This window comes from Bacillus sp. 005/A4HT-01/001 (genome assembly GCF_004634445.1).
Taxonomy (GTDB): Bacteria; Bacillota; Bacilli; order Bacillales; family Bacillaceae; genus Bacillus; species Bacillus altitudinis.
This window is the reverse complement of sequence record NZ_SEIZ01000003.1, coordinates 182,234-204,181: the sequence shown is the minus strand read 5'-3', so window position 1 is coordinate 204,181 and position 21,948 is coordinate 182,234. Positions and strand designations below refer to the sequence as shown.

Sequence of the window (21,948 nt, the reverse complement as noted above, 5' to 3'; positions counted from 1 at the left end):
TTAGGAAACAAAAAAAGCCCCATATAGGGCTCTTCATTAACGTAGTAATTGAAGTACGTTTTGTGGTTGTTGGTTTGCTTGTGCAAGCATTGCTTGTGAAGCTTGAGAAAGAATGTTGTTCTTTGTGAACTCACTCATTTCTTTCGCCATGTCAACGTCACGGATACGAGACTCAGCAGCTGTTAAGTTTTCACCAGAAGCACCAAGGTTGTTGATTGTGTGCTCTAGACGGTTTTGAACTGCACCGAGTTTAGAACGTTGGTCAGATACTTGTTTGATCGCCCCATCAACGATATCTAATTGATCATCAAAAGAAAGTGCGCCAGCAGCAGCTGGATCAGCAAATTGTGTTACATCGATGTCAGCTACTGCGTGGTCTGCAATAAGAGCACCAGTACCGGGATCAACCGCACCAAGTGCTGTAGAAGACATTGCTTCAATATTAACTTCTAATTTTTGTGCTTTATTTGCACCAATTTGGAAAGTTAATGATTTTGGTGTAGCACCAGCTGCGCTGAACGTACCGTCAAGTAATTTCTTTCCGTTAAATTCTGTACGATCAGAGATACCGTTTTTATCAGTACCATTTCCAATTTCTTGGACAAGGTTCTTGATTTCCTCTTGAATTGCACCAAGATCTGTATCGTCTTGTGTACCCGTGTTTCCAGCTTGAACCACTAGTTCACGAACACGTTGAAGGATTGAGTGAGTTTCAGTCAATGCACCCTCAGCCGTTTGGATAAGAGAGATACCGTCTTGTGCGTTCTTAGTAGCCATTTCTAATCCGCGGATTTGCCCACGCATTTTCTCAGAGATTGCTAGACCTGCTGCGTCATCTCCTGCACGGTTGATTTTAAGACCAGAAGAAAGTTTCTCCATGTTCTTTTGGCTCGCACCGTTGTTTGCAGATAAACGGTTCAGTGTGTTAAGTGCTGCGATATTGTGGTTAATTCTCATTTCCTATTACCTCCATGTATGTGGGACCTGACAGACATCCTTGTCTGAAAAAAGTCCTTTATTCTAGGGCTTATCAACCCTGACAATTCTTTTATCGGCTTATTTCATAGGAAGTTTAACATTTTTTAATATATATTGATCAATTTTACATATCTTTATTCACCATTTAGTTTTAAATAGATTTCTATTATGCTATTCGTTCAAGTGATGAGCACATAACCTGTATTAAATTGAATAGGAACAAAACAAAAAAGCCCCATAAAGGGGCCTTTCATTAACGTAGTAATTGAAGTACGTTTTGTGGCTGTTGGTTCGCTTGTGCAAGCATAGCTTGAGACGCTTGAGAAAGAATGTTGTTCTTAGTGAACTCACTCATTTCTTTCGCCATGTCAACGTCACGGATACGAGACTCAGCAGCTGTTAAGTTTTCACCAGAAGCACCAAGGTTGTTGATTGTGTGCTCTAGACGGTTTTGAACCGCACCTAGTTTAGAACGTTGATTTGAAACTTGTTTGATTGCACCATCTACGATGTCTAGTTGCTGATCAAATGTAAGTGTTGGTGTAGCAGCAGCGAATTGTGTAACATCAATGTTAGAGACCGCTTGACCAGTTACAAGAGTTCCATCTGGTTGAGTAGCACCAATTTTATCAGAAGACATTGCTTCGATATTTACATCTAATTTTTGTGCTTTATTTGCACCGATTTGGAAAGTTAAAGTAGCTGTACCATTAGCGAAAGCACCATTCAACAATTTTTTACCGTTGAACTCAGTACGATCAGAGATACCATTTTTCTCAGAACCATTACCAATTTCTTGGACAAGGTTCTTGATTTCTTCTTGAATTGCACCAAGATCTGTATCGTCTTGTGTACCCGTGTTTCCAGCTTGAACAACAAGCTCACGTACACGTTGAAGGATTGAATGAGTTTCAGTCAATGCACCTTCAGCTGTTTGGATAAGTGAGATACCATCTTGTGCGTTTTTTGAAGCCATTTCTAATCCGCGGATTTGTCCACGCATTTTTTCAGAAATCGCTAGACCTGCTGCGTCATCTCCTGCACGGTTGATTTTAAGACCAGAAGAAAGTTTCTCCATGTTCTTTTGGCTCGCACCGTTGTTTGCAGATAAACGGTTTAATGTGTTAAGTGCTGCGATATTGTGGTTAATTCTCATTTCCTATTACCTCCATGTATGTGGGACCTGACAGACGTCCTTGTCTGAAAAAAGTCCTTCGTTCTAGGGCTTATCAACCCTGACAATTTTAATATCGGATATGGTTATAGGATGTTTAACAGATTTTTTAAAAAATAACGCATTTTTAATGACATTAGTCCTAATTTTAACAATTTCACAAAAACAAAAACTACTGATCTTTCACCAGCAGTTTTTCCATTATATGAATATCAGTATTGTTTGATATCAAACATTAGGATATTTTGGTACACCACATAATCCTTCTTACTTGTAAAAGGCCCTTTATTATGCTCATCATTGATTTCATAGAAGTTCATCCCAATTCCAAAGCTTCTTTCTTTGTACCAGTTAAGAAAATTGTTGATTTCTTTCATTGAGAGCAGATAATCCTTTTGCAGTCCGTTTATCATAGTAATTGAAAGTATACCTTTTGTTGATTCTTTCCCTGGCTTTGTTCCATCCTGATCTTTCGGTTCTTCGGTTGATCCATCACCAGGTTTTGTTCCGTCCTGATCTTTTGGCTCTTCTGTTGTACCATCACCTGGCTTTGTTCCGTCCTGATCTTTCGGTTCTTCGGTTGTATCATCACCTGGCTTTGTCCCGTCCTGATCTTTCGGCTCTTCGGTTGTATCATCACCTGGCTTTGTTTCCTCCTGATCCGTTGACACTTTTTGCAGATCTTTTAATGGAATAGAGATAACAGATTTAAAATTGTTTTTGACAGAATGACTACCAATTGATTCAGCATAGTCTCTTCCACCAATAACATATAATTGATCATCAGCAATAACTGCCACAGATCCAACTCTACCTTCAGGGATTTCATATAAAGAATCTTTAACTTGACTAGTTTTTGGATCAAATATTTGAACTTGTTTTAATAATTTGCTAGATCTATCTCCAATTTGCTGTCCACCAATGATAAATAGTTTATGATTATATGTCGCAAATGCAGCTTCATAGGCAAAAGAATTTAATTGAACATCCTTTAAGCGTTGCCACTTCCCTAGCGACCTATCATATTCTAAAATGTCTTTATCTTTCCCTCGGCTAACATTAGCCTCACCACCAGCAATATATATTTTCCCATTTATTTCTGAAATACTTCTACCTTGGTGATTCACTAATAGGGAACTATCTAAAGATTCCCACTCTCCACTTACCGTATCATAAGAATAAAAATTTTCTTTATAGGATGATAAAGAGGATACGATATAAATCTTTTCTCCAACTGTAACAGCTCGTAAGGCACCTGTTGTATAGGATTTATATATAAATTTATCAGGCATCTTAATTGATTCTTCTGTCCATTGGTCAAGTTCTGTATCATAAACATCCATAGTTCTATGAACTGTTTTAGTCGTTTCATAGAGACCGCCAATGACATAGATTTTTTTATCTACTGTCGCATAAGCAGCACCTGTTCTTGACCTTGGCATAGCTGATTTTTCTGTCCACGAATCAGTTTTAGGATCATACATATATGTTGAATCATTGAACTTAGACTGCTGGCTAGCTCCACCGAATACATATATTTTTCCGTCAACTACACCTACACTTGCTCCGATACGTTCTTCCGGTAAGTCCGCTCGCTTCGTCCAACCATTTGTCTCAGCTGCATGAGCATTTAACGGATGAATTGTGACCATCATAAAAATGGCTAAAAACACTAAAAATAATCCTTTTTTCATCTTTTCTTTCCTCCATCTCTTAAATTCCCCTCCTTTTATCGACATATTTGTAATAAAATTTAATTTTTATCATTGTGCCCCATCGTAAATTCAGGATGCACTTATTTCTATTAATATCATTCAACATATATCAAATTTATCTGACATCACCTTTTCATAATCACTTCTTCGTCTTTCAACTGAATCATAAGTGAGGACTGAATATATAATAAATTGATAATGCGGCGTGCCATTTCTGAGGGAGATGCATTGTAGTCATTTCTGATCCATTCAATGATAAAACCAAAGATCCCGTATGAACGATACTGGACAAAATAACTGTCGTTGATTTCTTCATACTGATCACTCACAAATGACATTCTATTTTTGAAGATATATTGTATTTTCTTAAGCAATTGTTCTTGTATGTGGGGAATTCGGTCTTCCATCACTAATAAATCATAATAGTCGCGATTTTCAACGATATATTGAAATACATCAGTGCCCTCTGGTTTCATGCGAGTTAAATCCAACAGTGGATTTTCACGAGTCGGCTTACAAAATTCATATTCGAAATCGACCATTTCCCGGTGAATAACATCTGCTGCTAATTCATCTTTACTTTCATAATGCACATAAAATGTCGTCCGATTATAGTTTGCCTTTTCCACAATATCCTTCACTTTTACGTGTGAATACCCTTTTTCTTTTACTAGTATTTTGAATGTTTGACGAAGTGTTTCTTTTGTTCGCTCAACACGGCGATCCTCTTTTTTGATCATGGGCCCCTCCTTTAGACAATTTTAAAAAAATGTTGATTAGAGATACAAAAATTCTTTTGTGTTGAAAACCTATACAAAAAAGTTTTTTTGCTGATTGAAACGGAAAATCTTTCGTCCTACAATCAACTTAGTCATAAAGAAATGAATTTTTTGTGACATTTGATCTAACCTTTCTTCAGAATATTATACTATACAAAAAGTGAGGGCACATGATATGGAAATTCAAGCGATGGTCACAACAAATGAAAAAGATTTCGAGAAACAAACATTATTACTAGATGATCCAAAAGCAGATGAAGTGCTTGTCAAAATCGTTGCATCTGGCGTTTGTCATACGGATGCCACTGTATTAGATGGCACGCTTCCTGTCCCACGTCCTGCTTTATTAGGACATGAAGGCTCTGGCATTGTCGTAAAAGCAGGTTCTAATGTCACAACCGTTCAAGAAGGAGACCACGTTGTACTTGGTTTCGCTTATTGCGGTCATTGCCATAATTGTCTTGACGGGAACGCTGGTGGATGTGAAAACATGATTCCACTGAATTTTTCTGGTCGTAATAAACATAATGAAACGCCTATCCATACACATGATCATCAAGATGTATCACAATTTTTTGGTCAATCGTCATTTGGTACATATGCAACGGTTGATGAGAAAAATGTGGTGAAAGTAGACAAAGAAACTGATTTACGTTATTTAGGACCATTTGGCTGCGGCTTAATGACTGGGAGCGGTACTGTCTTAAATTCACTTGCTCCAGCTCCAGGTACAAGCTTTGTTGTGTTCGGTACAGGCGCTGTTGGTTTAAGTGGGTTAATGGCAGCAAAAATTGCAGGCTGTGACCCGATTATTGCCGTTGATATCCATGATAGCCGCCTTGAGCTAGCAAAAGAATTAGGTGCAACACATGTCATCAACAGTAAACATGAGAACCCAGCTGAAAAAGTTAAGGAAATCACAGAAGGAAAAGGAGCACATTACTCATTTGAAACAACTGGAGTACCAGAAGTCACACTAGCTGCCCTTCACTGCCTGCGTGTCAAAGGAACTTGTGCAACAGTAGCAGTAGGAAAGCGCGATTTAACGTTTAATGTCACAAATGATCTCATGCTCAATGCGCTCACGTTAAAAGGTGTGATAGAAGGAGATGCCGTTCCTCAACTATTCATTCCTAAACTAGTCAAGTTCTTTAAAAATGGACAATTCCCTGTTGAGAAACTAGCAAAATTCTACGAATTAGAAGAGATTGAACAAGCCTTTGAAGATTCTAAAAATGGATCTACGATTAAACCAATTCTTATTTTGGATAAAGAGTATCGAGCTTAAGTCGAAATAAGACGTGAAACTCAAAATCCCCCTTTATAAAGGGGGATTTTTGCAATTTCATGCTGTCCTTACTTTCACACATACATCACCGGCGTCGATATTTTAATAATCTTCCCGCCTCGACGATAAAACCTTGGAACACGGCGGCTTAATGTTGCAATGACTTCATAGTTAATCGTATTGAGCATTTCAGCAATTTCATCAACAGAAATTTCTCCGCCCTTTTGACGGCCATAAATGACGACTTCCTCGCCTTGCTTTGCTTTCATCTCTCCTAAGCTGATCATCGTCATATCCATTGTGACTCGGCCAGCAATCGGCATTCTTTCTCCGCGGAAAAGCATAAACCCTCGATTGGATAAAGCACGTGAGTACCCATCTGCATAACCAATCGGTATGGTTGCAATGACTTCGTCAGGCTTTGCCACATAGGTTGCCCCATAGCTGACCGTTCTTGGCTTTGTCACCATTTTCTTCACGAACGCAATTCTTGCTTTTAAACTGAGAGCGGGCTCTAGCTGAACAGCGTCTAAGCTTTCAATGTATTGCGAGGGATACAATCCATAAAGTCCGATACCAAGCCGGATCATATCGGCACTAAATTCAGGAAACGCAATCGAAGCAGCTGTATTGTTCATATGTACGGTCGGCAGTTTGATCCCTTCTTCTTTCAAAAACCGAAGAAAATCAATGAAGATGCTGTGCTGCAGCAACGTGAAATCAGGGTCAGGCTCATCCGCAGTGGAGAAATGCGTAAATATTCCATCCCACCTCAGGTTTTCACTCTTTTCAAGCGCCTTCACCACCGCTAACAGCTCTTCCTTTGTCCGTACACCTAATCGCCCCATCCCCGTGTCAACATTGACATGAATCCCAAGCCGTCGCTTGCTTTCTTCTTCCGCTAAGATCTCATTTGCTTGAGCAATCCAGTCTTCTCGAAGGCCGGAGAGATCAATTCTCCAGGCTGCGGCCCTTTTCACACAATCGAGCGGTGTAAATCCAAGCACAAGAATAGGTGCTTCTATTTTTGCTCTTCGCAATACAATCCCTTCTTCTAAGCTAGCAACTGCGAGCTCCGTCGCACCGCTTTCTAGTGCCTGCCGCGCTACCTCCACTGAACCGTGTCCATAAGCATTCGCCTTCACGACAGCCATGATCTTACTCTTCTTTGGAATATGCGCTTGAATGGCTTCGATATTTCTTTTAATTGCATCAAGATTAACTTCGATCCAGACTTCCCGGCAAAGTTTTTTCATAATCGTTCCTCCTTTTAACATAAGTTTCTTCTGTAATTTGTGTTCGTTTTAACATATAGTCTATCTTTATTCATTTATACAAAAAACATTCAATAAGAACCAAGACCTGTTAATTCTTGAAAAAGCCTATATAGACTTGAATACTTACATTCACACTGAAATGACATTAATGATAGGACCTTACAAAACTGAAATAATTATGATGCTCTTGATAAAGCTTGGCTTTCACAATCTAGTTCAAAATAGAGTCCCGCAAACGGTCAATGCCGTGTCACTTCTTTAGTTGTAAATGATCTTTTAAGCGGCGAATGAATGAAGATAGAATTAGGAAATGGCTAGATTTTTTTCAATATCATCCATGGGAAAAGATTAGACTTTTCCTCTTCACAATTCTCTGAGGAAATTTCTTAAAATAGGTAGATATTCAAATCGAGAAGGAGCTTTAGCAATACGAGTAATGAGCAATATTCTTACTAAAAAATAATGTTTTAAATTTTTAATAGATAGATATTAAGTCGTTTTCTTCACAGAAAATTTCAATTCATCCCGAAAGGAAAATGTTCACAATTAATTAACACTTTTTAACAGGAATATCTCGATTTAATATCGAATTAATGACTTGTAAACTAATTTAAAAGGAGTGCTTTAGAATGAAAATGAAGAAATCTATGTATTCTCTTATTGCTGTTTCTGCATTGACTTTTACTATTGGAGGGGTTGCTTCTGCTCAAGAATCCGTTCAAACTAATCATCTTTCATCTATGCCTATTACGCTAAAATCTTTATCCGCGGATGCTCCAATTAAAACAAATGCAAGAAATATCACAATTAACGTAGGATCTAGTTATCCTATTGATGACATTGCCTCATATGCTGTTGTTGTGAAAGGATCACAGTATGTCTCTGTATCCGGTAGAGATATTAAAGGGTTAAAAGATTCAGGTAGTAACCAAGTAGAAGTATGGATGTATAAATCAAATGGCGCTCTATTAGGCGCTCTTTATATAACGGTTAGAAAGTAAATTAAAAAGCCTCTATTATGGAGGCTTTTTTTTAAGCAGGATCACCAATACCTAACGTGTGAGTCACATTAGATTATTTTACAATTTTATCCTTATTCATAAGCAAGCACCCAGTACTTCGCCCCAGGCTCCCCTTCCTCTACAACAGCCTTCCATCCTCTTTTTTGATAAAAAGACAAAGCTTTGTGATTTTCGGATACACATTTGAGGGTGACTGGTGTTCCGAGCACTTTGATCGCATGTTTCAGCAACAGATCGCCAGCCCCTTGACCAGCAGCTTCTGGATGTACAAACAAGAGATGAATAAAACGATCTGGTACATATAATGAGATGAATCCAAGGATTTTATTGTTCTCCTCAGTTAAGAAAATTTGCTCTTCCTGCGTATCTTGATCAAAATCTTGCAGTTTGATTTCTTCTGTATTGAGCCAGTGAAAGCTCTGACGTCGGGATTCTAAATAGATTTGTCTTAATTGTGGATAATCTTCTATGCTTGCTTCTCTAATCAACATCGCAACATCCCCTATGTTTTTTAATTTGAATTTAAAATGTGTTTTGCCTGTGTTCTACCTGCCATTAACAATTGATCACTGAACTGCGAATCATTGACAGCTCGTGCAAGAGCAATTGTACCAATCATGCTGCTTACTAGTGCGTAACTGGTAGAGAGATCTATGTTTCCCGTATCAGCTGTAAACGCCATAAACCGTTTCAATTCATCTGTATAGGCTTTACGTACCTCTTGCGATAATTGAGCAATCTCCCCTGCCAGTGCAGGCAATATACAGCCGATCTCCGTCTGATCACGGTGAACGGAACTTAAATAAAAGTCAATGATCGTCTGAATTCGAGGCTGGTCTGTTTTCTTGTCTGCAACACTTTGCAGCAGCTTGATCGTATCAGTAATAGCAAAATGAAAAGTCTCTATCACCAACTGATCCTTGTTCTTAAAGTGAGCGTAAAACCCTCCATGAGTTAGACCTGCCCCTTTCATAATGTATGGCAAACTGATACTACGGACGCCATTTGTTCGAAATGCTCGTGCAGCACTAGCGATGATCTGCTCTCTCACTTTTGACTTATGACCTTTCGGATAAGGCATCCTCTTTTCTCCTTCCTTTTAACTCATCTAAGTGTATTTATTAAAATATTATAATTATCATATTATCTTGTGTCAATTGACTAAAATCCATCTTTCCTCACTCAGATGGGATTGACTTCGCCAAAATATGATGACTATAATATATTATGATCATCATATTTTGAAATTGGAGGTGTAAGAAATGATTCATTTAGAAACAGTAGATACATTGGTGATTGGATCAGGTCCGGGAGGCTACGTGGCGGCGTTACGTTCAGCTCATCTCGGCATGAAGACTGCGATTGTAGAACGTGATCAGTTAGGTGGCGTATGCACCCATGTAGGCTGTATCCCTTCTAAAGCGCTAATAGCAGAAGCAGAGCGGTTCAAACTCCGCACACAATGGGGTGGTTTTCAAGAAAGCGGTTCTTTCAATGAAGCTCAAGCGTTCAAAAAAGCTGTTGTGGAAAAACAAGCTGGAGGCGTCCAATTTTTGTTAAAGTCAGCTGGAGTTACCATTTTGGAAGGCGATGCAAGCTTGTTCGATCAGCATACAGCGGTGATTCAACATGCCGAAAAAGGTGAAAAACGAATCAACTTCAAACACCTTATATTAGCAACCGGCTCTCGTCCAATTGAAATTAAATCACTCCCTTTCGGAGGTCGTATATTGTCTTCCACTGAAGCACTATCCCTTCCCGAAATCCCTAAAAGCCTTGTCGTAGTTGGGGGTGGATATATTGGTGTTGAACTCGGACAGATGTTTGCAAGGTTTGGATCAAAAGTCACCATTCTGGAAGGCGGTAATCAAGTATTGCCTGGCTTTGAAAGTGAACTTGTCTCCCCTGTTGTTCGACAATTGAAAGAAGATAACATCACCGTGATTACAGGAGCAAACGTCATAGGTGCCGAGCAGCATATGAGCGGAATTGATCTTCATTATGAGAAACAGAAAGAAAGTTACACGGTGCAAGCGGAATATGCACTGATTACTGTCGGAAGAAAACCGAATACAGATGGAACATTAGGTCTCCATTCTATCGGTTTGTCCATTACCCCTAACGGACTAGTTAAAATTGATGAACAATGCAGAACTTCCATTCCGCACATTTATGCAATTGGTGATATCACCGAGGGTCCTGCTCTGGCTCATAAAGCTTCCTATGAAGCGAAGGTGGCAGCAGAGGCAATCGCCGGGAAACCTTCGATGATCGATTATAAAGCGATCCCACTTGTTGTTTTTTCCAGCCCAGAATTGGCGAGTGTTGGACTAAGCGAAACGGATTGCAAGCAACAATCCATTCCGACTGTCATTGGGAAAACAATGTTCTCCATTAATGGCCGAGCGCTTGCATTAAAAGAACCAGAAGGATTTGTGAAGATTGTGGCCCATGCTGAATCTGGCCTTATTTTAGGAGCACAAATCGTAGGTGCAGAGGCATCTACTCTTATATCAGAACTTTCTCTCTCTATTGAAATTGGTGCTACAGTAGAAGATTTAGCCATGACGATTCATCCTCACCCAACATTAGGTGAAATGATCATGGAGGCTGCAGAAATGGCCACTCGTAAAGTTGAAAAAAATCTGGCACGATAATTCATTCAGGTGCATCTTTTAAAAATTGAGTAAAATAATCGCCATAGCCTACTTAGGAATAGGCTATGGCGATTTCAATTGAGTCATGATATAAAAGCAGCGGTATATTGATCTTTAATTGGATACCTCATCACGTTTTTTCCCTAACTTCATCGATAACTGCACGCCAATCATCAGCATCACGATGGCGAGCATTGCGACAATAGCAGCTTGAAAATGTCCGCTGATATCGAAAATCAAACCGATTAAAAATGGACCAAATCCTCCCATGATGTACCCGCCCATCTGTGACATCGCTGACCATGTACCGGCTTCTTCTGGCGTACGCGTTTCAATAATAGGCAACATAAGCGCCAAAGGAAATAATCCACCTGCTCCAATCCCTAGAAAAATAACAGCTGGCAGGATCGGCATTGGCAATAGAAGGAATATGAGGCCAATCAGCTCTGACAAACTGCATAAGATCAGAAATAATTTCGGCTTTCCTAGACGATTGACGATGTTTGGAACGAGTAATGCCACCGGAATCTGAATGAGCGTAAATATCGTAAGCAGCATGGCGGCATACTGCGGACTATTCCCAAAATCAAGCGCAATGGGTGAAATCCACGCTGTTAACGAATAGAACATGCTAGACATAAAGCCAAAGAACAAGGTGAATTGAATGGCTTTTTTGTTTCGCAGCGGTAATCTCAGCGGCACGTCTGCAAGATCCGCTTGTTGGTTTTGACGAGCTAGACCGAGCCATAAAATCAGTGCAATAACGCCTAAAACCGCCCAGCAAGATAACGCAAGTGGAAGGTTATGCTCACTGCGAAGGTAAATCGGAATGGTCAAGCCCGAAGCAAGTGCAGCTCCAACTGTCATCGATATAGAGTACACACTGACAATCCCAGGACTTTTCGGGAAATACTTTTTAATAAAACTAGACAACAATGGTCCGGCAAAACTAATTCCAACTCCTCCTGCAAAAGCAGTCGTAAGAAGGATGGTAACCGTTTGACTTGTACCACGCAGTCCAGTCGCAATTGTGATAAGAAAAATTGAGAAAAAAAGGGTTCTCTCTAATCCAAACCGCCGGCTTAGTTTCGTTGCTACAGGGGCAAACACTCCCATGCACAAGACCGGCAAAGTGGTTAAAAGACTTGCCGTGAGTGCACTAACGCCAAGGTCTGATTGAGTCATGCTCATCATAGAAGCTACGGATGTAATGATTGGGCGCAAGTTTAAGGCAGCTAAAAATAAAGCAGCTAAATAAAATATTTTTTTTATCAATACTCTTCTTCCTCTCTCATCTTGTTGAGGTTACTATGAGTATAAATCCGCTTCATTCATTGATCAATACAATAATTCGTATTATGATGATAGGAAAATACTATCATTAATGAAAGGATGGCATATGGATACTCGTCACATTACCTATTTTATGGCTGTATTCGATCATTTACATTTCACAAAGGCTGCAGAGCAACTAGGTATATCACAGCCTACATTAAGCCAACAGATTCAGCTGCTTGAGGCTGAAGTTGGGATGCCGCTCTTTGACCGAATCGGTAAAAAAGTAGTTGCAACTGAAGCTGGTACGCTTCTTTATCAATATGGCATGAAAATGCTTCAGGCTGAGCGAGATGCCAAAAATGCTATGAAAGAACTCTTATCTGAACAGCGGGGTACCGTTCGGCTTGCCGTCCTTCCCTCTGATCTTGACTTTCAGCTTGTTCCGCTTTTTGTAGAATTTAAAACGCTGTATCCAGAGATCAATCTAAAGGCTTTTTCGACCATCTTTGTTCGTGACGAGGTGCTCTCACATAAAGTCGATATCGGAATTGGGCTGCGCGGGCCTGCGGATAAACGACTGATTCAAATTCCACTTGGCGATGAGCCCTACGAATTGTTTGTTCATTCAGACAGTGAACTGGCAAAAAGGCGTGAAGTGACGCTAAAAGAGCTGACAAAGCATGCACTGGTCATGTATCCAAAAGGCTACCTAGGAAGAGATTTGGTCGATGACGTATGTAAAGAACACGGTTTTGAATTGGACACAGTCATGGATGTTGGGTCTGCCACTTCATTATTGCAGTTGGTTGAAGCCGGGATCGGTGCCACCATCCAGCCAAGAGGGCTGTTAAAGCAACATTCAGCATGGCCTAATATTGTCTCTATTCCTATTTCTGCCCCTGCTCCTGTTCGGCATCTTGAATTAACGTATTATGCTGATCGATTTGTGACCAAAGCGCAAAAACAGCTATCTGAATGGCTAATAGACTTTTTCAAATCAAAAACAAACTAAAAAGTGAGGGTAACACATGAAAAATGCAAACAGCATATTTACAAGAACAAACCGGGTTGTGATTCGTCAGTTTGATCAGCAGGATATTGAAGCATTTTATCAATACCGATCAAACCCCTCTATTGCCACATTTCAATCCTGGGAAAACTACACGCACGAAGACGCTGAATCATTTGTTCAACACCAAATGACGCAACAACCTAATCAACCAGGGACGTGGTTTCAATACGCGATTGCCTTATCTGAATCCAATCAGTTGATAGGAGATTGCGCCATTCATACACTCGGCAGCGAGCCTAGAATCGTTGAAATAGGATTTACACTCGCGCCTGAATTTCAAGGAAAGGGCTATATTCATGAAGCCTTGAATTCAATGATCGAATATATTTTCACTACACTGAACAAGCATAAAATCATTGCCTTTACAGATGTACGAAACGAAAAATCTATTCGAGTGCTGGAACGTTTAGACATGAGACGCGAAGGACATTTGCTACAAAATTATATGTCAAAAGGACATTGGGTCGATGAGTATCAATATGCGATTCTTCAATCCGAGTGGGCCGCGAAGCGTCATTAAACATTTATTTTCTATTCAAAATCCCTAAATAAGCGCTCCACGGGCCTACATCGGTTCGATATCGTTCCGCCATGACCCGAACAATTTGGGAGATATGGGTGAAATCATGGACAACCCACGCAGAAAGTAATTCGCTCACTTGCACGACGCCGAATTCTGGATGGAGGCCCTTTTTCTCTAGATCAAGACTTGAATGTGTCATACGCTGAATGTATGCCACATTCTCCATCCGCACATGATGAAACTCCGCTAGTGCTTGTTCTATCTGTCTTTCAGTTTGATTCAAATGGGCGTAGCGGTCAAATGCAGGAAATGGGGTATTCTCTCCATCAGCAAGAATGACACTTAATCGAGGAATCCAGTTGGATTTCTCTGCTTCAATCAAATGTTCAATGACTTCAACGGGATTCCACGTTCCCTCCCCTTCACGACTGTGAAGCCAACCCTTCGATAAACCTGACAAAAGACTTTCTAATGTACGAGGAGTTCGACTCAACATATCTAAAGCTTCATTCAAATTGAAATTCATATGGTAGCTCCTTTATCAATTTTTCTTTATTCTAATGTTTTTTGATTAGATTGCAACTCATACCGTAAAACAGATAAAGAAGAAATTAAAAGGTGCTTTTGATCAACCTTCTATATACAAATAGAACTTTTCTATAACACTCACCATCCTTTCTTTTTTTATAATAGAAAAAAATGAAATGTGGTGATATGCATGTCTACAACAATTGGTATTATGGGTGGTATGGGCCCTTTAGCGACGATTGATCTGATGAAAAAAATCATTTCTCATACACCAGCTATTAAAGATCAGGATCATTTACATGTGATTGCTGATAATTATCCGCAAATCCCTGATAGAACCAATGCCATATTTGGGAAAGGCGAAGATCCTACAGAATATATGATTGCATCAGCTAAAAGATTAGAACGCGCAGGAGCGGACTTTATTCTGATTGCATGCAATACCGCTCACTTCTTTTTAGAAAACGTACAACAATCCACTCATATCCCTATCATGAATATGCCATTAGAAACCGCAAAGCACCTGAACAAACATCACTATACGTCTGTGGGCTTACTATGTACTGATGGCACATTAAAAACCCAGCTCTATCAAAAGGCTTGTGCCCATCACAAGATTAATGTCATGACTCCTAGTGAAAATCTTCAGAAAAACGTGATGAATGGGATTTATGCCGTGAAAGCAGGGAAATTGAGTAAAGGCGAAAGTGAACTGGCGTTAGCTGCAGAAATTTTAATCAATCAAGGAGCAGAAGCCATCATTGCCGGCTGTACAGAAATTCCTTTAGTTCTAAGGTCAACCAAAGCTGTGAAAGTGATTGACCCTACTGTCATTTTGGCGAAAGAAGCTGTAAAATTAGTGTATGAGCTTGAAAAACTAAACATCTAAAAAACGTCATATAAGGGGATAACATGAATATTGAGAATATAGAAGCGTTTATTTATGTATGCCAGCTAGGAAGTATCAATAAAGCTGCAGAAGCATTGTATTTAACCCAGCCTTCTGTATCGGCACGTATTCAATCGTTAGAAAAAGAATTAGACCTGAAATTATTTGATAGACAGAGAAATAAACTATCTCTGACGGAAAAAGGTGAACAGTTTTACCCGCATGCCAAAAAGATTCTCCATTCTTATCAAGAAGCAAAGCATAGTCTCAAACAAACGATGATCCCTTATGAATTGACGATTGGATGCGCATCCTCTATTTCCAATAATCTATTGCCTAACATATTGCCCGCCCTAAAAGAAAAATACGAAAACCTGAAAGTGAAAATTGTAACAGGACATTCAAAGGATGTTGTCCAAAAAGTGATTAACAACCAAGTAGACTTTGGCATTGTCAGGACTGAAACACATCCTCAAATTGAATCAATCCCGATTTTCAGCGATCCAATCGGGCTGTTCGTCCCAACTCATCACCCGCTTGCAAGCCTAGGCAACATCAATATGAATGAACTAGAAGAACAACCGTTTATTTTCTTTGACTATGGGTCATTTGATTGGTTGATGCTCCACCGATTATTTCAAAAAAACAATATTACACCGAACATCTCCATTGAGGTTGATCATATGGAAACTGCAAAAAATTTAGTGCTACAAGGAATGGGACTATCGTTTCTACCTCATCATTGTGTTAGAAATGAAGTAAAACAAGGAACACTAAAACAAATTTCAATTGAGCCATCTATCAATTTCAACATCAATATTGAGTTCATTTATAAAAAAGGAAAATCCAAATCCGTTTTCATTGATCAACTCAAACAGTTTTTTCATGAATTAGATTAAAAAAAGCCCTTTTTAGGGGCTTTTTTTGGATTTGTTCTGATTGATTAGCTTTCGTTTGCCAACATGTATGCTGCCGTTTCATACATATCTTTCAATCCTGATCTCTGTGCGTACTCGGCCACAGTGATCGCACTTGTCGTCAGAAGTTCTATTATATGTTCATCCATTCCTGACCAAGTTCTCCCGCCTGCTTTTTCATACGCATGGATAAGTTTCGTTAATCCTTCTTTCCCAAAGAGAAGTTGATGCGACAAAAAGTCTGCAGATACATCACCAACCCCCACTTCAGACCAATCAATCACACCGGTAACACATTGATTTTCATCAATCAGAATGTGACCAGGATGCAAATCTCCATGCTTCACTCCCACAAAAGGCGGCCATAAAGAATCTTTAGCTAGCCATTCTTGCCAGCGCTCCCATAAACCGCTGTTAATGGTGTATTGCGATTTGACACGTTCCATTCGCTGTTTCATTGATCCTCTTAATTCATGAGCACTGAGCATGTCCACACCGATCGTTTTAAAAGGCTGTTGATCTAAGGAATGTACATTCGCTAAAACTCTTCCTAATGATTCATAATAAGCTTGCGGTACATTCGTTTGGTCAAATCTCCACTCATAAGATTGCTGTTCCACATCAATACTAGCCGCCGGTACCCCCTCTAATTGTTTATAAGCAATCAGACTTTCTGTAAAGATAGACCACTTAGGAACCTGAAAGTGAACCTGATTACTAATGTAATCTAATGTCTTTTTTTCTTGTAAGGTATGTTTCATTGATTCAGGTCTGCGAGGCATTCTTATTATCCATTGATCACCATGTAAATCTTCGACGTGAGCGACACGGAAATCCACACCTGATTCATTTATTTTGATGGTATTCTCTAAAATCTCTAATCCGTGATGTTTGACTAACTGCTTTAATTCCAGTCTATTCATATCCAATCCTCCAATTGTTCATTTAGTCATGATCAATAGGCATCAAGAATATCATCACAAAACCCACAAACAGGCTACTTTATGTGGTCAGAGTAAACAAAGCTAGACATATGCCTTTCTTTGCATCATAAAAAACATACAAAAAAAGACAGACCGATTAGCTGCCTCTTTTCTAGTGAAATTGCATACTTTCCCGCTGAAGATCATTAAAAATGTGCAGACTACCCCGTTTACTCCGTTTGATGAAAACAGAGCCTTTGAACATATGAAATTACTGATTCAAAGTTTTCTGGCGTAATCTTCCTGCATGCATCATTTTTAACCATCCTCCTCTATATCATATAAATTTACTATACGTTATTTAAATATGACTTTCAATAAGATGACAAAAAGAAAGATTTAAAATCATCAAAAACCCTTTAAATTACATAAAATGAAATAATTTCATTTTTATGTGTTATGATATGGTTATTGATTCTTCTGTCTAATATAATTTATTAAACTCAAAAACCCGATGTACTATGAATTTTGAGTGTAAGAGAGACAATGAGAACAAATCAAATGTAGCTAAGTCATTTAAAAGGAGAATGGATATGACTCATTTAGAATTCGCATTCGGCTTGCTTCCAGTCAGTATGATCATCGCTTCTTTTATCGTCACATTGTTTGTACAAAAGGTTTATTTCATGCCAATTGTGAGCTTTATCATTTTGCTCATTCTGACATTTACACTTTTCAATGTCTCTTTCTTTGGCTGGGCTGTTGTTTACACTTTAGGCTCATTCATTGCTTCATATATAGCATTATTCATTATGAAAATTTTAAATAAAAAGAGATCATAAACTACATTCGAAAAGCCCTAGAAAGGGCTTTTCATCTTTCACTATCGTTTTTTCACTGGATGAATGTCCTCTCCCAAAAAGGCGGTATTCGGATCTTCACTATTTTCTAGAAATTCAGCAATTTCTTGCAGCTCTTGATTAATACGGTCATTCCTTGGCATATCTGGGTTTAACAGAAGGTTGGAGTGAATAGCAGTAGCTGTTTCATACAAGACATGTTGATCTTTTATCTGTTTGATGCACTGTTTCATGCGCAAGAAAAACCATGCGATCTCTTCAATGTCTTCCATCGGATAATGTGCCATTTTGAAGAGATTCTGCTGACGAAGGTCTCCTCTCTCAAAAATGTGTTCAAGCTCTTCTTTACTGATATATAAATCCGAAGCTTCCTCCTCAATCTCTATTACTTCAACCATGGCGTCGTCAGCTGTATATAACCGCATCGAAACTATCTGCCAGCTTAAAATCTACTTCCAGCTCTAAATCGAAATAGTGAATAGGAGGATGTTCCTTCGTTTCTCGATAATCCATGGCAATCCATGTATCTTCTTCCCCGCTGATGAAAACAAATCCCTCTGGTAGCTCCAATTCATCACTTAACTGAACACTATTCATAATTCCATCATCTTTAGCGATTCCTCTTAGATGATCGAATTGAACATGATCCTCTGCCCATGAATTCGGCCGTTCGGTTGGAAAAGCATTACGAACTGTAAAACCACCATTCCATTCTAAAATGAGTTTTTTGTATGTATCGGGTAAAGTGACTCCAAGTGTTCCCTCGGCTTCACGAATTTGTTCCTCATCTATCTTTTCTAACGTAAAAGGACTCTCTTCATCTTTCTCCCAGAATGATTTCAAATTCAAAATGGATGCCTCCCAGTATTTATTGAGATAAGTATATCATTCATATTTTTAAAATGACCACCAGATCCTCCGGCCATTGGCGGTCAAAGTATTAAACACCTTTTTTGTACTCTTAAAGCGTTTCATGGTCATAAATTCGACCATTAAAACAAATGATAAAACATCTTCATATTCCCCTTTACAGTTGACCGTCAGTCATTTATAATTGACCCTAAGTCATATATAATTGACCAAAGGTCATTAAAAGGAGGAAGAACGAATGAGTAAAAAAGTTGCTCTTATCACAGGTGCATCAGCAGGTATTGGAAAGTCCACAGCAATTGAATTAAATAAGAAAGGTTTTATTGTTTATGGTGCTGCTCGTCGAAAAGAAATGATGGAGGATCTCATCTCTCAAGGAATTCACACCATTTCACTTGATGTCACTGATGAAGAGTCTATGGTAAACTGTGTACGTGAGATTTTGGACAAAGAAGGAAGAATCGACGTGCTTGTCAATAATGCCGGCTATGGCTCATATGGTGCGGTGGAGGATGTATCTATGGAAGAAGCTCGAAGACAAGTAGAAGTCAACCTGTTTGGACTGGCCAGAATGACGCAGCTTGTTCTGCCTAATATGAGACAAAACAACTATGGAAAGATCGTCAATATTTCTTCTATGGGTGGTAAAGTGTGGACATCATTTGGCGCATGGTATCACGCTACAAAATTTGCAGTAGAAGGTTTTTCTGATTGCTTACGGTTAGAAGTTGAACCATTTGGTATTGATGTGATTGTTGTGGAACCTGGCGGGATCGCAACCGATTGGGGCGTCATTGCAGCAGAAAAACTTAAAACTGCTTCAGCAAAAGGAGCTTATAAAGAAGCTGCCAACAAATCAGCAGATAATATGGTAAAAACGTATTCAGGAAGTAATTTAACAAAACCAGATGTCATTGCAAATACAATTGTGAAAGCTGTCACTGTAACGAAACCTAAAACGCGCTATTTGGTTGGGTTTGGTGCTAAACCTATGGTGTTTATGAAAAATCTCCTGGGTGATCGTACGTTTGACAAAATCATTAAAAGATTCAGCTAATCACTTGCTCCCCTAAATATCTCTTTGTCTGACTCCAAATCAAAATTACCTTTGAAATGGAGGTTGAAAATAATGAAACGAGCGATGACAGATGAAGCGAAGGCTCTAAGAGCTCAAGCGATTTTAGATAAAGCAGCAGCGCTTTTTGAGACACATGAATATAACCAAATCAAAATGTCAGATATCGCCAAAGAAACGAAGCTATCAAAGGGCATACTATTTGTTTATTTCAAAACAAAAGAAGCTCTTTTCTTCCAACTATTATGCCGGGAATATGTAAAGAGACTAGAACGCTTCATTGAAATTATTTCTGAAACACAGATCAAAAACCTTCAGGATATCAAACAACTTTTTCTGAAAGAATTGGAAGAAATCATTGATAAAAATCCTATGTACATTAGATTAGAAGCCATTCGCACGTCTGTTTTGGAAAGAAACATCGACTCTGATACCATGCTTCAATCAAAACTGTTATTATTTCAAAAGCTAACGGAAATGACAGACTTACTTTGTTCAAATGATGTGATCAATGAGGCGCAAGTGATGGATATTTTTCAAGCTGAAGCAGCGATTATCACTGGATGCAAACTCACTGCCACTTTACCAGATGAAGTCATTACTATTATTGAAAATCATAATTTGCATGAATTTAAACGAGATTTTAAAACAGATGTGATGAATACAATGTCTTTTTATCTTGATGGTTATTTACACAACCTTGAGGCTTGACATAAAATGTTGTGCACAACAAAAGTGCATACAACACTTACATCTTCCTCATGTTCATGATGATTTTGACTGAAGCCAATATGAAAACAGACCTCCTTAAGGTCTGTTTTCATATGTTTTATACATTTTGAGATGCTGTGCGTCGAGCAATCATCGTCGTGTTTCGACATGTTTTTTGTTGTTCTTTGATTGTTGTATTCCGCATTGATTTTGTTTTAATAATTTCAAAATTTTATTTAACCTTTTGTTGGGCTGTTATTTAATTTGTTAATCTTTTTTACGTTGTCATAAACCATAACTTGTTTAATATTTATCAAAATCGAAACCATATTTCCTGTAAACCCTAGCAGCATAATGAATTGCTATGGTTGAATTAACGTTCTATATTCCATTACTACGTAGTTTATCACCTATCTTTAATTGACTTAGAAGCTTAAATATACTCAGAATCATCACAAATCACTTTTCAGGCCTACTCTTGAAAACAGTTTCAAGCTGAAATTTTCTACATCCCCTACTCACAATTCATTAAGTTCCCTTATATTCCATTTATTATCACATGATAGAATTTACAAAACACCGAAAAGAAACCGCAAAAATAAATGAGAAACAAATCTTTATTGCCATTAATAGCTACTTGTCACGTTTAAATTTTCATCAAAAAACAAAAAAGCAGACTCATTTAAGTCTGCTTTAAGCTATCTTTTAAATTCCACGGGAACACCTCTTGCAAATCACTCCTGACATTCAGGACATATCCAATGAATCTAACCACTCTTCACAATGTTCTATAAGCCATCTCAAATATTCAACATATTGACCGACATGATAGCCATCACAAACAGCATGATGTACTTGAATCGCAACGGGCAGAATGATTTTTCCTTCTTCCACCTTAAACTTGCCTATCGTAAATATTGGCAGTAAATAAGTTATATCTGTAGATACATTAAGGTTAAAAGAAGTAAAATCAATCCACGGCAGGCTTGAAATATTGAACATGTTTTCTGGCATATGAGGTTTCGGAAATAGGCTGCTGCTTTTGCTGTAAGTGTCCATGTCCGCTACACAGCTTTTATAAAACCGAGCAAAGTTTTCATCATAAGGCGTCCAAATACTTGAAAACGTCTTTGTTTCTTTATTTAAAATCGTATAACTAGGATGGAGAATCTCCCAGTAACCAAGTTCATCGTTCACTTGATCCATCCGAAATTCCGGTAATTTTTGCACAGCTCTTGCTAACAAATAAATTTGCACAGGATATACTTTTAGCCTTTTTTCTTTTAATATTGCATACAATTTTGTGATGTCTAGATCGATCACCAGACTATATGAGCATCGGGTTACCGTCATATAATGATGAAAGTGCTCTTTTCTCGGATAATTTTCATCTATTTGTTTAAACATTTTTT

General features: G+C 38.6%; 21 protein-coding genes and 2 pseudogenes. 11 read left to right on the top strand and 12 right to left on the bottom strand.

The window, feature by feature from the left end:
- Positions 1 to 36 precede the first annotated feature (36 nt).
- The 4 genes from hag (ES896_RS10715) to ES896_RS10700 all read right to left on the bottom strand — a co-directional run bounded on the left by hag (ES896_RS10715) (position 37) and on the right by ES896_RS10700 (position 4,607).
- Positions 37 to 957, bottom strand: coding sequence for a flagellin Hag (hag, locus tag ES896_RS10715; RefSeq protein WP_008346310.1), 921 nt, complete (start codon positions 955 to 957; stop codon positions 37 to 39).
- Between the two features lie 274 nt (positions 958 to 1,231).
- On the bottom strand, positions 1,232 to 2,134 hold the full coding sequence (gene hag / locus ES896_RS10710) for a flagellin Hag (protein WP_017367065.1): 903 nt from the start codon (positions 2,132 to 2,134) through the stop codon (positions 1,232 to 1,234).
- Between the two features lie 230 nt (positions 2,135 to 2,364).
- Positions 2,365 to 3,846, bottom strand: coding sequence for a Kelch repeat-containing protein (locus tag ES896_RS10705; RefSeq protein ID WP_135226788.1), 1,482 nt, complete (start codon positions 3,844 to 3,846; stop codon positions 2,365 to 2,367).
- 146 nt (positions 3,847 to 3,992) lie between these two features.
- A complete protein-coding gene (locus ES896_RS10700; RefSeq protein ID WP_007498904.1) occupies positions 3,993 to 4,607 on the bottom strand; it encodes a TetR/AcrR family transcriptional regulator in 615 nt (204 codons plus the stop codon).
- Positions 4,608 to 4,821: 214 nt separating this feature from the next.
- Here ES896_RS10700 and ES896_RS10695 point away from each other — a divergent pair, with 214 nt between their 5' ends.
- Positions 4,822 to 5,934 carry an NAD(P)-dependent alcohol dehydrogenase gene (locus ES896_RS10695; RefSeq protein WP_007498906.1) on the top strand — a complete coding sequence of 371 codons (1,113 nt, stop codon included), beginning with the start codon at positions 4,822 to 4,824 and terminating at the stop codon, positions 5,932 to 5,934.
- A 74-nt stretch (positions 5,935 to 6,008) separates the two neighbouring features.
- Here the strand turns inward: ES896_RS10695 and alr are convergent, their stop codons facing one another.
- Positions 6,009 to 7,190: an alanine racemase gene (gene alr / locus ES896_RS10690; RefSeq protein ID WP_046343326.1), complete on the bottom strand. Its 1,182-nt coding sequence runs from the start codon at positions 7,188 to 7,190 to the stop codon at positions 6,009 to 6,011.
- A 252-nt stretch (positions 7,191 to 7,442) separates the two neighbouring features.
- Between alr and ES896_RS20535 the strand changes: the two are divergent.
- A pseudogene (locus ES896_RS20535) lies at positions 7,443 to 7,502 on the top strand (YunG family protein); the annotation flags it as partial.
- Positions 7,503 to 7,840: 338 nt separating this feature from the next.
- Entirely contained in the window at positions 7,841 to 8,212 is a 372-nt protein-coding gene (locus tag ES896_RS10680) for a BLB8/JUQZ-1 family protein (protein WP_008348328.1), read from the top strand.
- A gap of 92 nt (positions 8,213 to 8,304) precedes the next feature.
- Here the strand turns inward: ES896_RS10680 and ES896_RS10675 are convergent, their stop codons facing one another.
- On the bottom strand, positions 8,305 to 8,724 hold the full coding sequence (locus ES896_RS10675) for a GNAT family N-acetyltransferase (protein WP_017359613.1): 420 nt from the start codon (positions 8,722 to 8,724) through the stop codon (positions 8,305 to 8,307).
- Positions 8,725 to 8,744: 20 nt separating this feature from the next.
- Positions 8,745 to 9,314, bottom strand: a complete 570-nt coding sequence (locus ES896_RS10670) for a TetR/AcrR family transcriptional regulator (protein WP_025207183.1) — start codon at positions 9,312 to 9,314, stop codon at positions 8,745 to 8,747.
- Positions 9,315 to 9,495: 181 nt separating this feature from the next.
- Here ES896_RS10670 and lpdA point away from each other — a divergent pair, with 181 nt between their 5' ends.
- Positions 9,496 to 10,890: a dihydrolipoyl dehydrogenase gene (gene lpdA, locus ES896_RS10665; protein WP_135226787.1), complete on the top strand. Its 1,395-nt coding sequence runs from the start codon at positions 9,496 to 9,498 to the stop codon at positions 10,888 to 10,890.
- Positions 10,891 to 11,004: 114 nt separating this feature from the next.
- Here the strand turns inward: lpdA and ES896_RS10660 are convergent, their stop codons facing one another.
- Positions 11,005 to 12,162, bottom strand: a complete 1,158-nt coding sequence (locus tag ES896_RS10660) for an MFS transporter (protein WP_135226854.1) — start codon at positions 12,160 to 12,162, stop codon at positions 11,005 to 11,007.
- Positions 12,163 to 12,274: 112 nt separating this feature from the next.
- Here ES896_RS10660 and ES896_RS10655 point away from each other — a divergent pair, with 112 nt between their 5' ends.
- Both ES896_RS10655 and ES896_RS10650 read left to right on the top strand, forming a co-directional pair.
- Positions 12,275 to 13,180, top strand: a complete 906-nt coding sequence (locus ES896_RS10655; RefSeq protein ID WP_135226786.1) for a LysR family transcriptional regulator — start codon at positions 12,275 to 12,277, stop codon at positions 13,178 to 13,180.
- A gap of 16 nt (positions 13,181 to 13,196) precedes the next feature.
- Entirely contained in the window at positions 13,197 to 13,760 is a 564-nt protein-coding gene (locus ES896_RS10650) for a GNAT family N-acetyltransferase (RefSeq protein WP_035700391.1), read from the top strand.
- A 4-nt stretch (positions 13,761 to 13,764) separates the two neighbouring features.
- On the opposite strand, the gene ES896_RS10645 is transcribed toward ES896_RS10650, so the two are convergent.
- The gene (locus ES896_RS10645) at positions 13,765 to 14,289 is read right to left on the bottom strand and encodes a DinB family protein (RefSeq protein WP_135226785.1); all 525 of its coding nucleotides are present in this window, start codon (positions 14,287 to 14,289) and stop codon (positions 13,765 to 13,767) included.
- 192 nt (positions 14,290 to 14,481) lie between these two features.
- Between ES896_RS10645 and cuyB the strand changes: the two genes are divergently transcribed.
- The gene (cuyB, locus tag ES896_RS10640; RefSeq protein ID WP_135226784.1) at positions 14,482 to 15,180 is read left to right on the top strand and encodes a cysteate racemase; all 699 of its coding nucleotides are present in this window, start codon (positions 14,482 to 14,484) and stop codon (positions 15,178 to 15,180) included.
- Between the two features lie 23 nt (positions 15,181 to 15,203).
- Positions 15,204 to 16,079, top strand: a complete 876-nt coding sequence (locus ES896_RS10635) for a LysR family transcriptional regulator (RefSeq protein WP_035700384.1) — start codon at positions 15,204 to 15,206, stop codon at positions 16,077 to 16,079.
- A 44-nt stretch (positions 16,080 to 16,123) separates the two neighbouring features.
- Here the strand turns inward: ES896_RS10635 and ES896_RS10630 are convergent, their stop codons facing one another.
- A complete protein-coding gene (locus tag ES896_RS10630; protein WP_046343313.1) occupies positions 16,124 to 17,020 on the bottom strand; it encodes a macrolide 2'-phosphotransferase in 897 nt (298 codons plus the stop codon).
- A 593-nt stretch (positions 17,021 to 17,613) separates the two neighbouring features.
- On the opposite strand from ES896_RS10630, the gene ES896_RS10625 reads away from it, so the two are divergent.
- Positions 17,614 to 17,862 carry a DUF2651 family protein gene (locus tag ES896_RS10625; protein WP_035392368.1) on the top strand — a complete coding sequence of 83 codons (249 nt, stop codon included), beginning with the start codon at positions 17,614 to 17,616 and terminating at the stop codon, positions 17,860 to 17,862.
- Positions 17,863 to 17,903: 41 nt separating this feature from the next.
- Here the strand turns inward: ES896_RS10625 and ES896_RS10620 are convergent.
- A pseudogene (locus ES896_RS10620) lies at positions 17,904 to 18,723 on the bottom strand (SMI1/KNR4 family protein).
- A gap of 265 nt (positions 18,724 to 18,988) precedes the next feature.
- On the opposite strand from ES896_RS10620, the gene ES896_RS10615 reads away from it, so the two are divergent.
- Both ES896_RS10615 and ES896_RS10610 read left to right on the top strand, forming a co-directional pair.
- On the top strand, positions 18,989 to 19,807 hold the full coding sequence (locus ES896_RS10615) for an oxidoreductase (protein ID WP_008348355.1): 819 nt from the start codon (positions 18,989 to 18,991) through the stop codon (positions 19,805 to 19,807).
- A gap of 72 nt (positions 19,808 to 19,879) precedes the next feature.
- Positions 19,880 to 20,536 carry a TetR/AcrR family transcriptional regulator gene (locus ES896_RS10610; RefSeq protein WP_060832251.1) on the top strand — a complete coding sequence of 219 codons (657 nt, stop codon included), beginning with the start codon at positions 19,880 to 19,882 and terminating at the stop codon, positions 20,534 to 20,536.
- A 747-nt stretch (positions 20,537 to 21,283) separates the two neighbouring features.
- Here the strand turns inward: ES896_RS10610 and catA are convergent.
- Positions 21,284 to 21,943, bottom strand: coding sequence for a type A chloramphenicol O-acetyltransferase (catA, locus tag ES896_RS10605; protein WP_008348362.1), 660 nt, complete (start codon positions 21,941 to 21,943; stop codon positions 21,284 to 21,286).
- Positions 21,944 to 21,948: the final 5 nt, after the last annotated feature.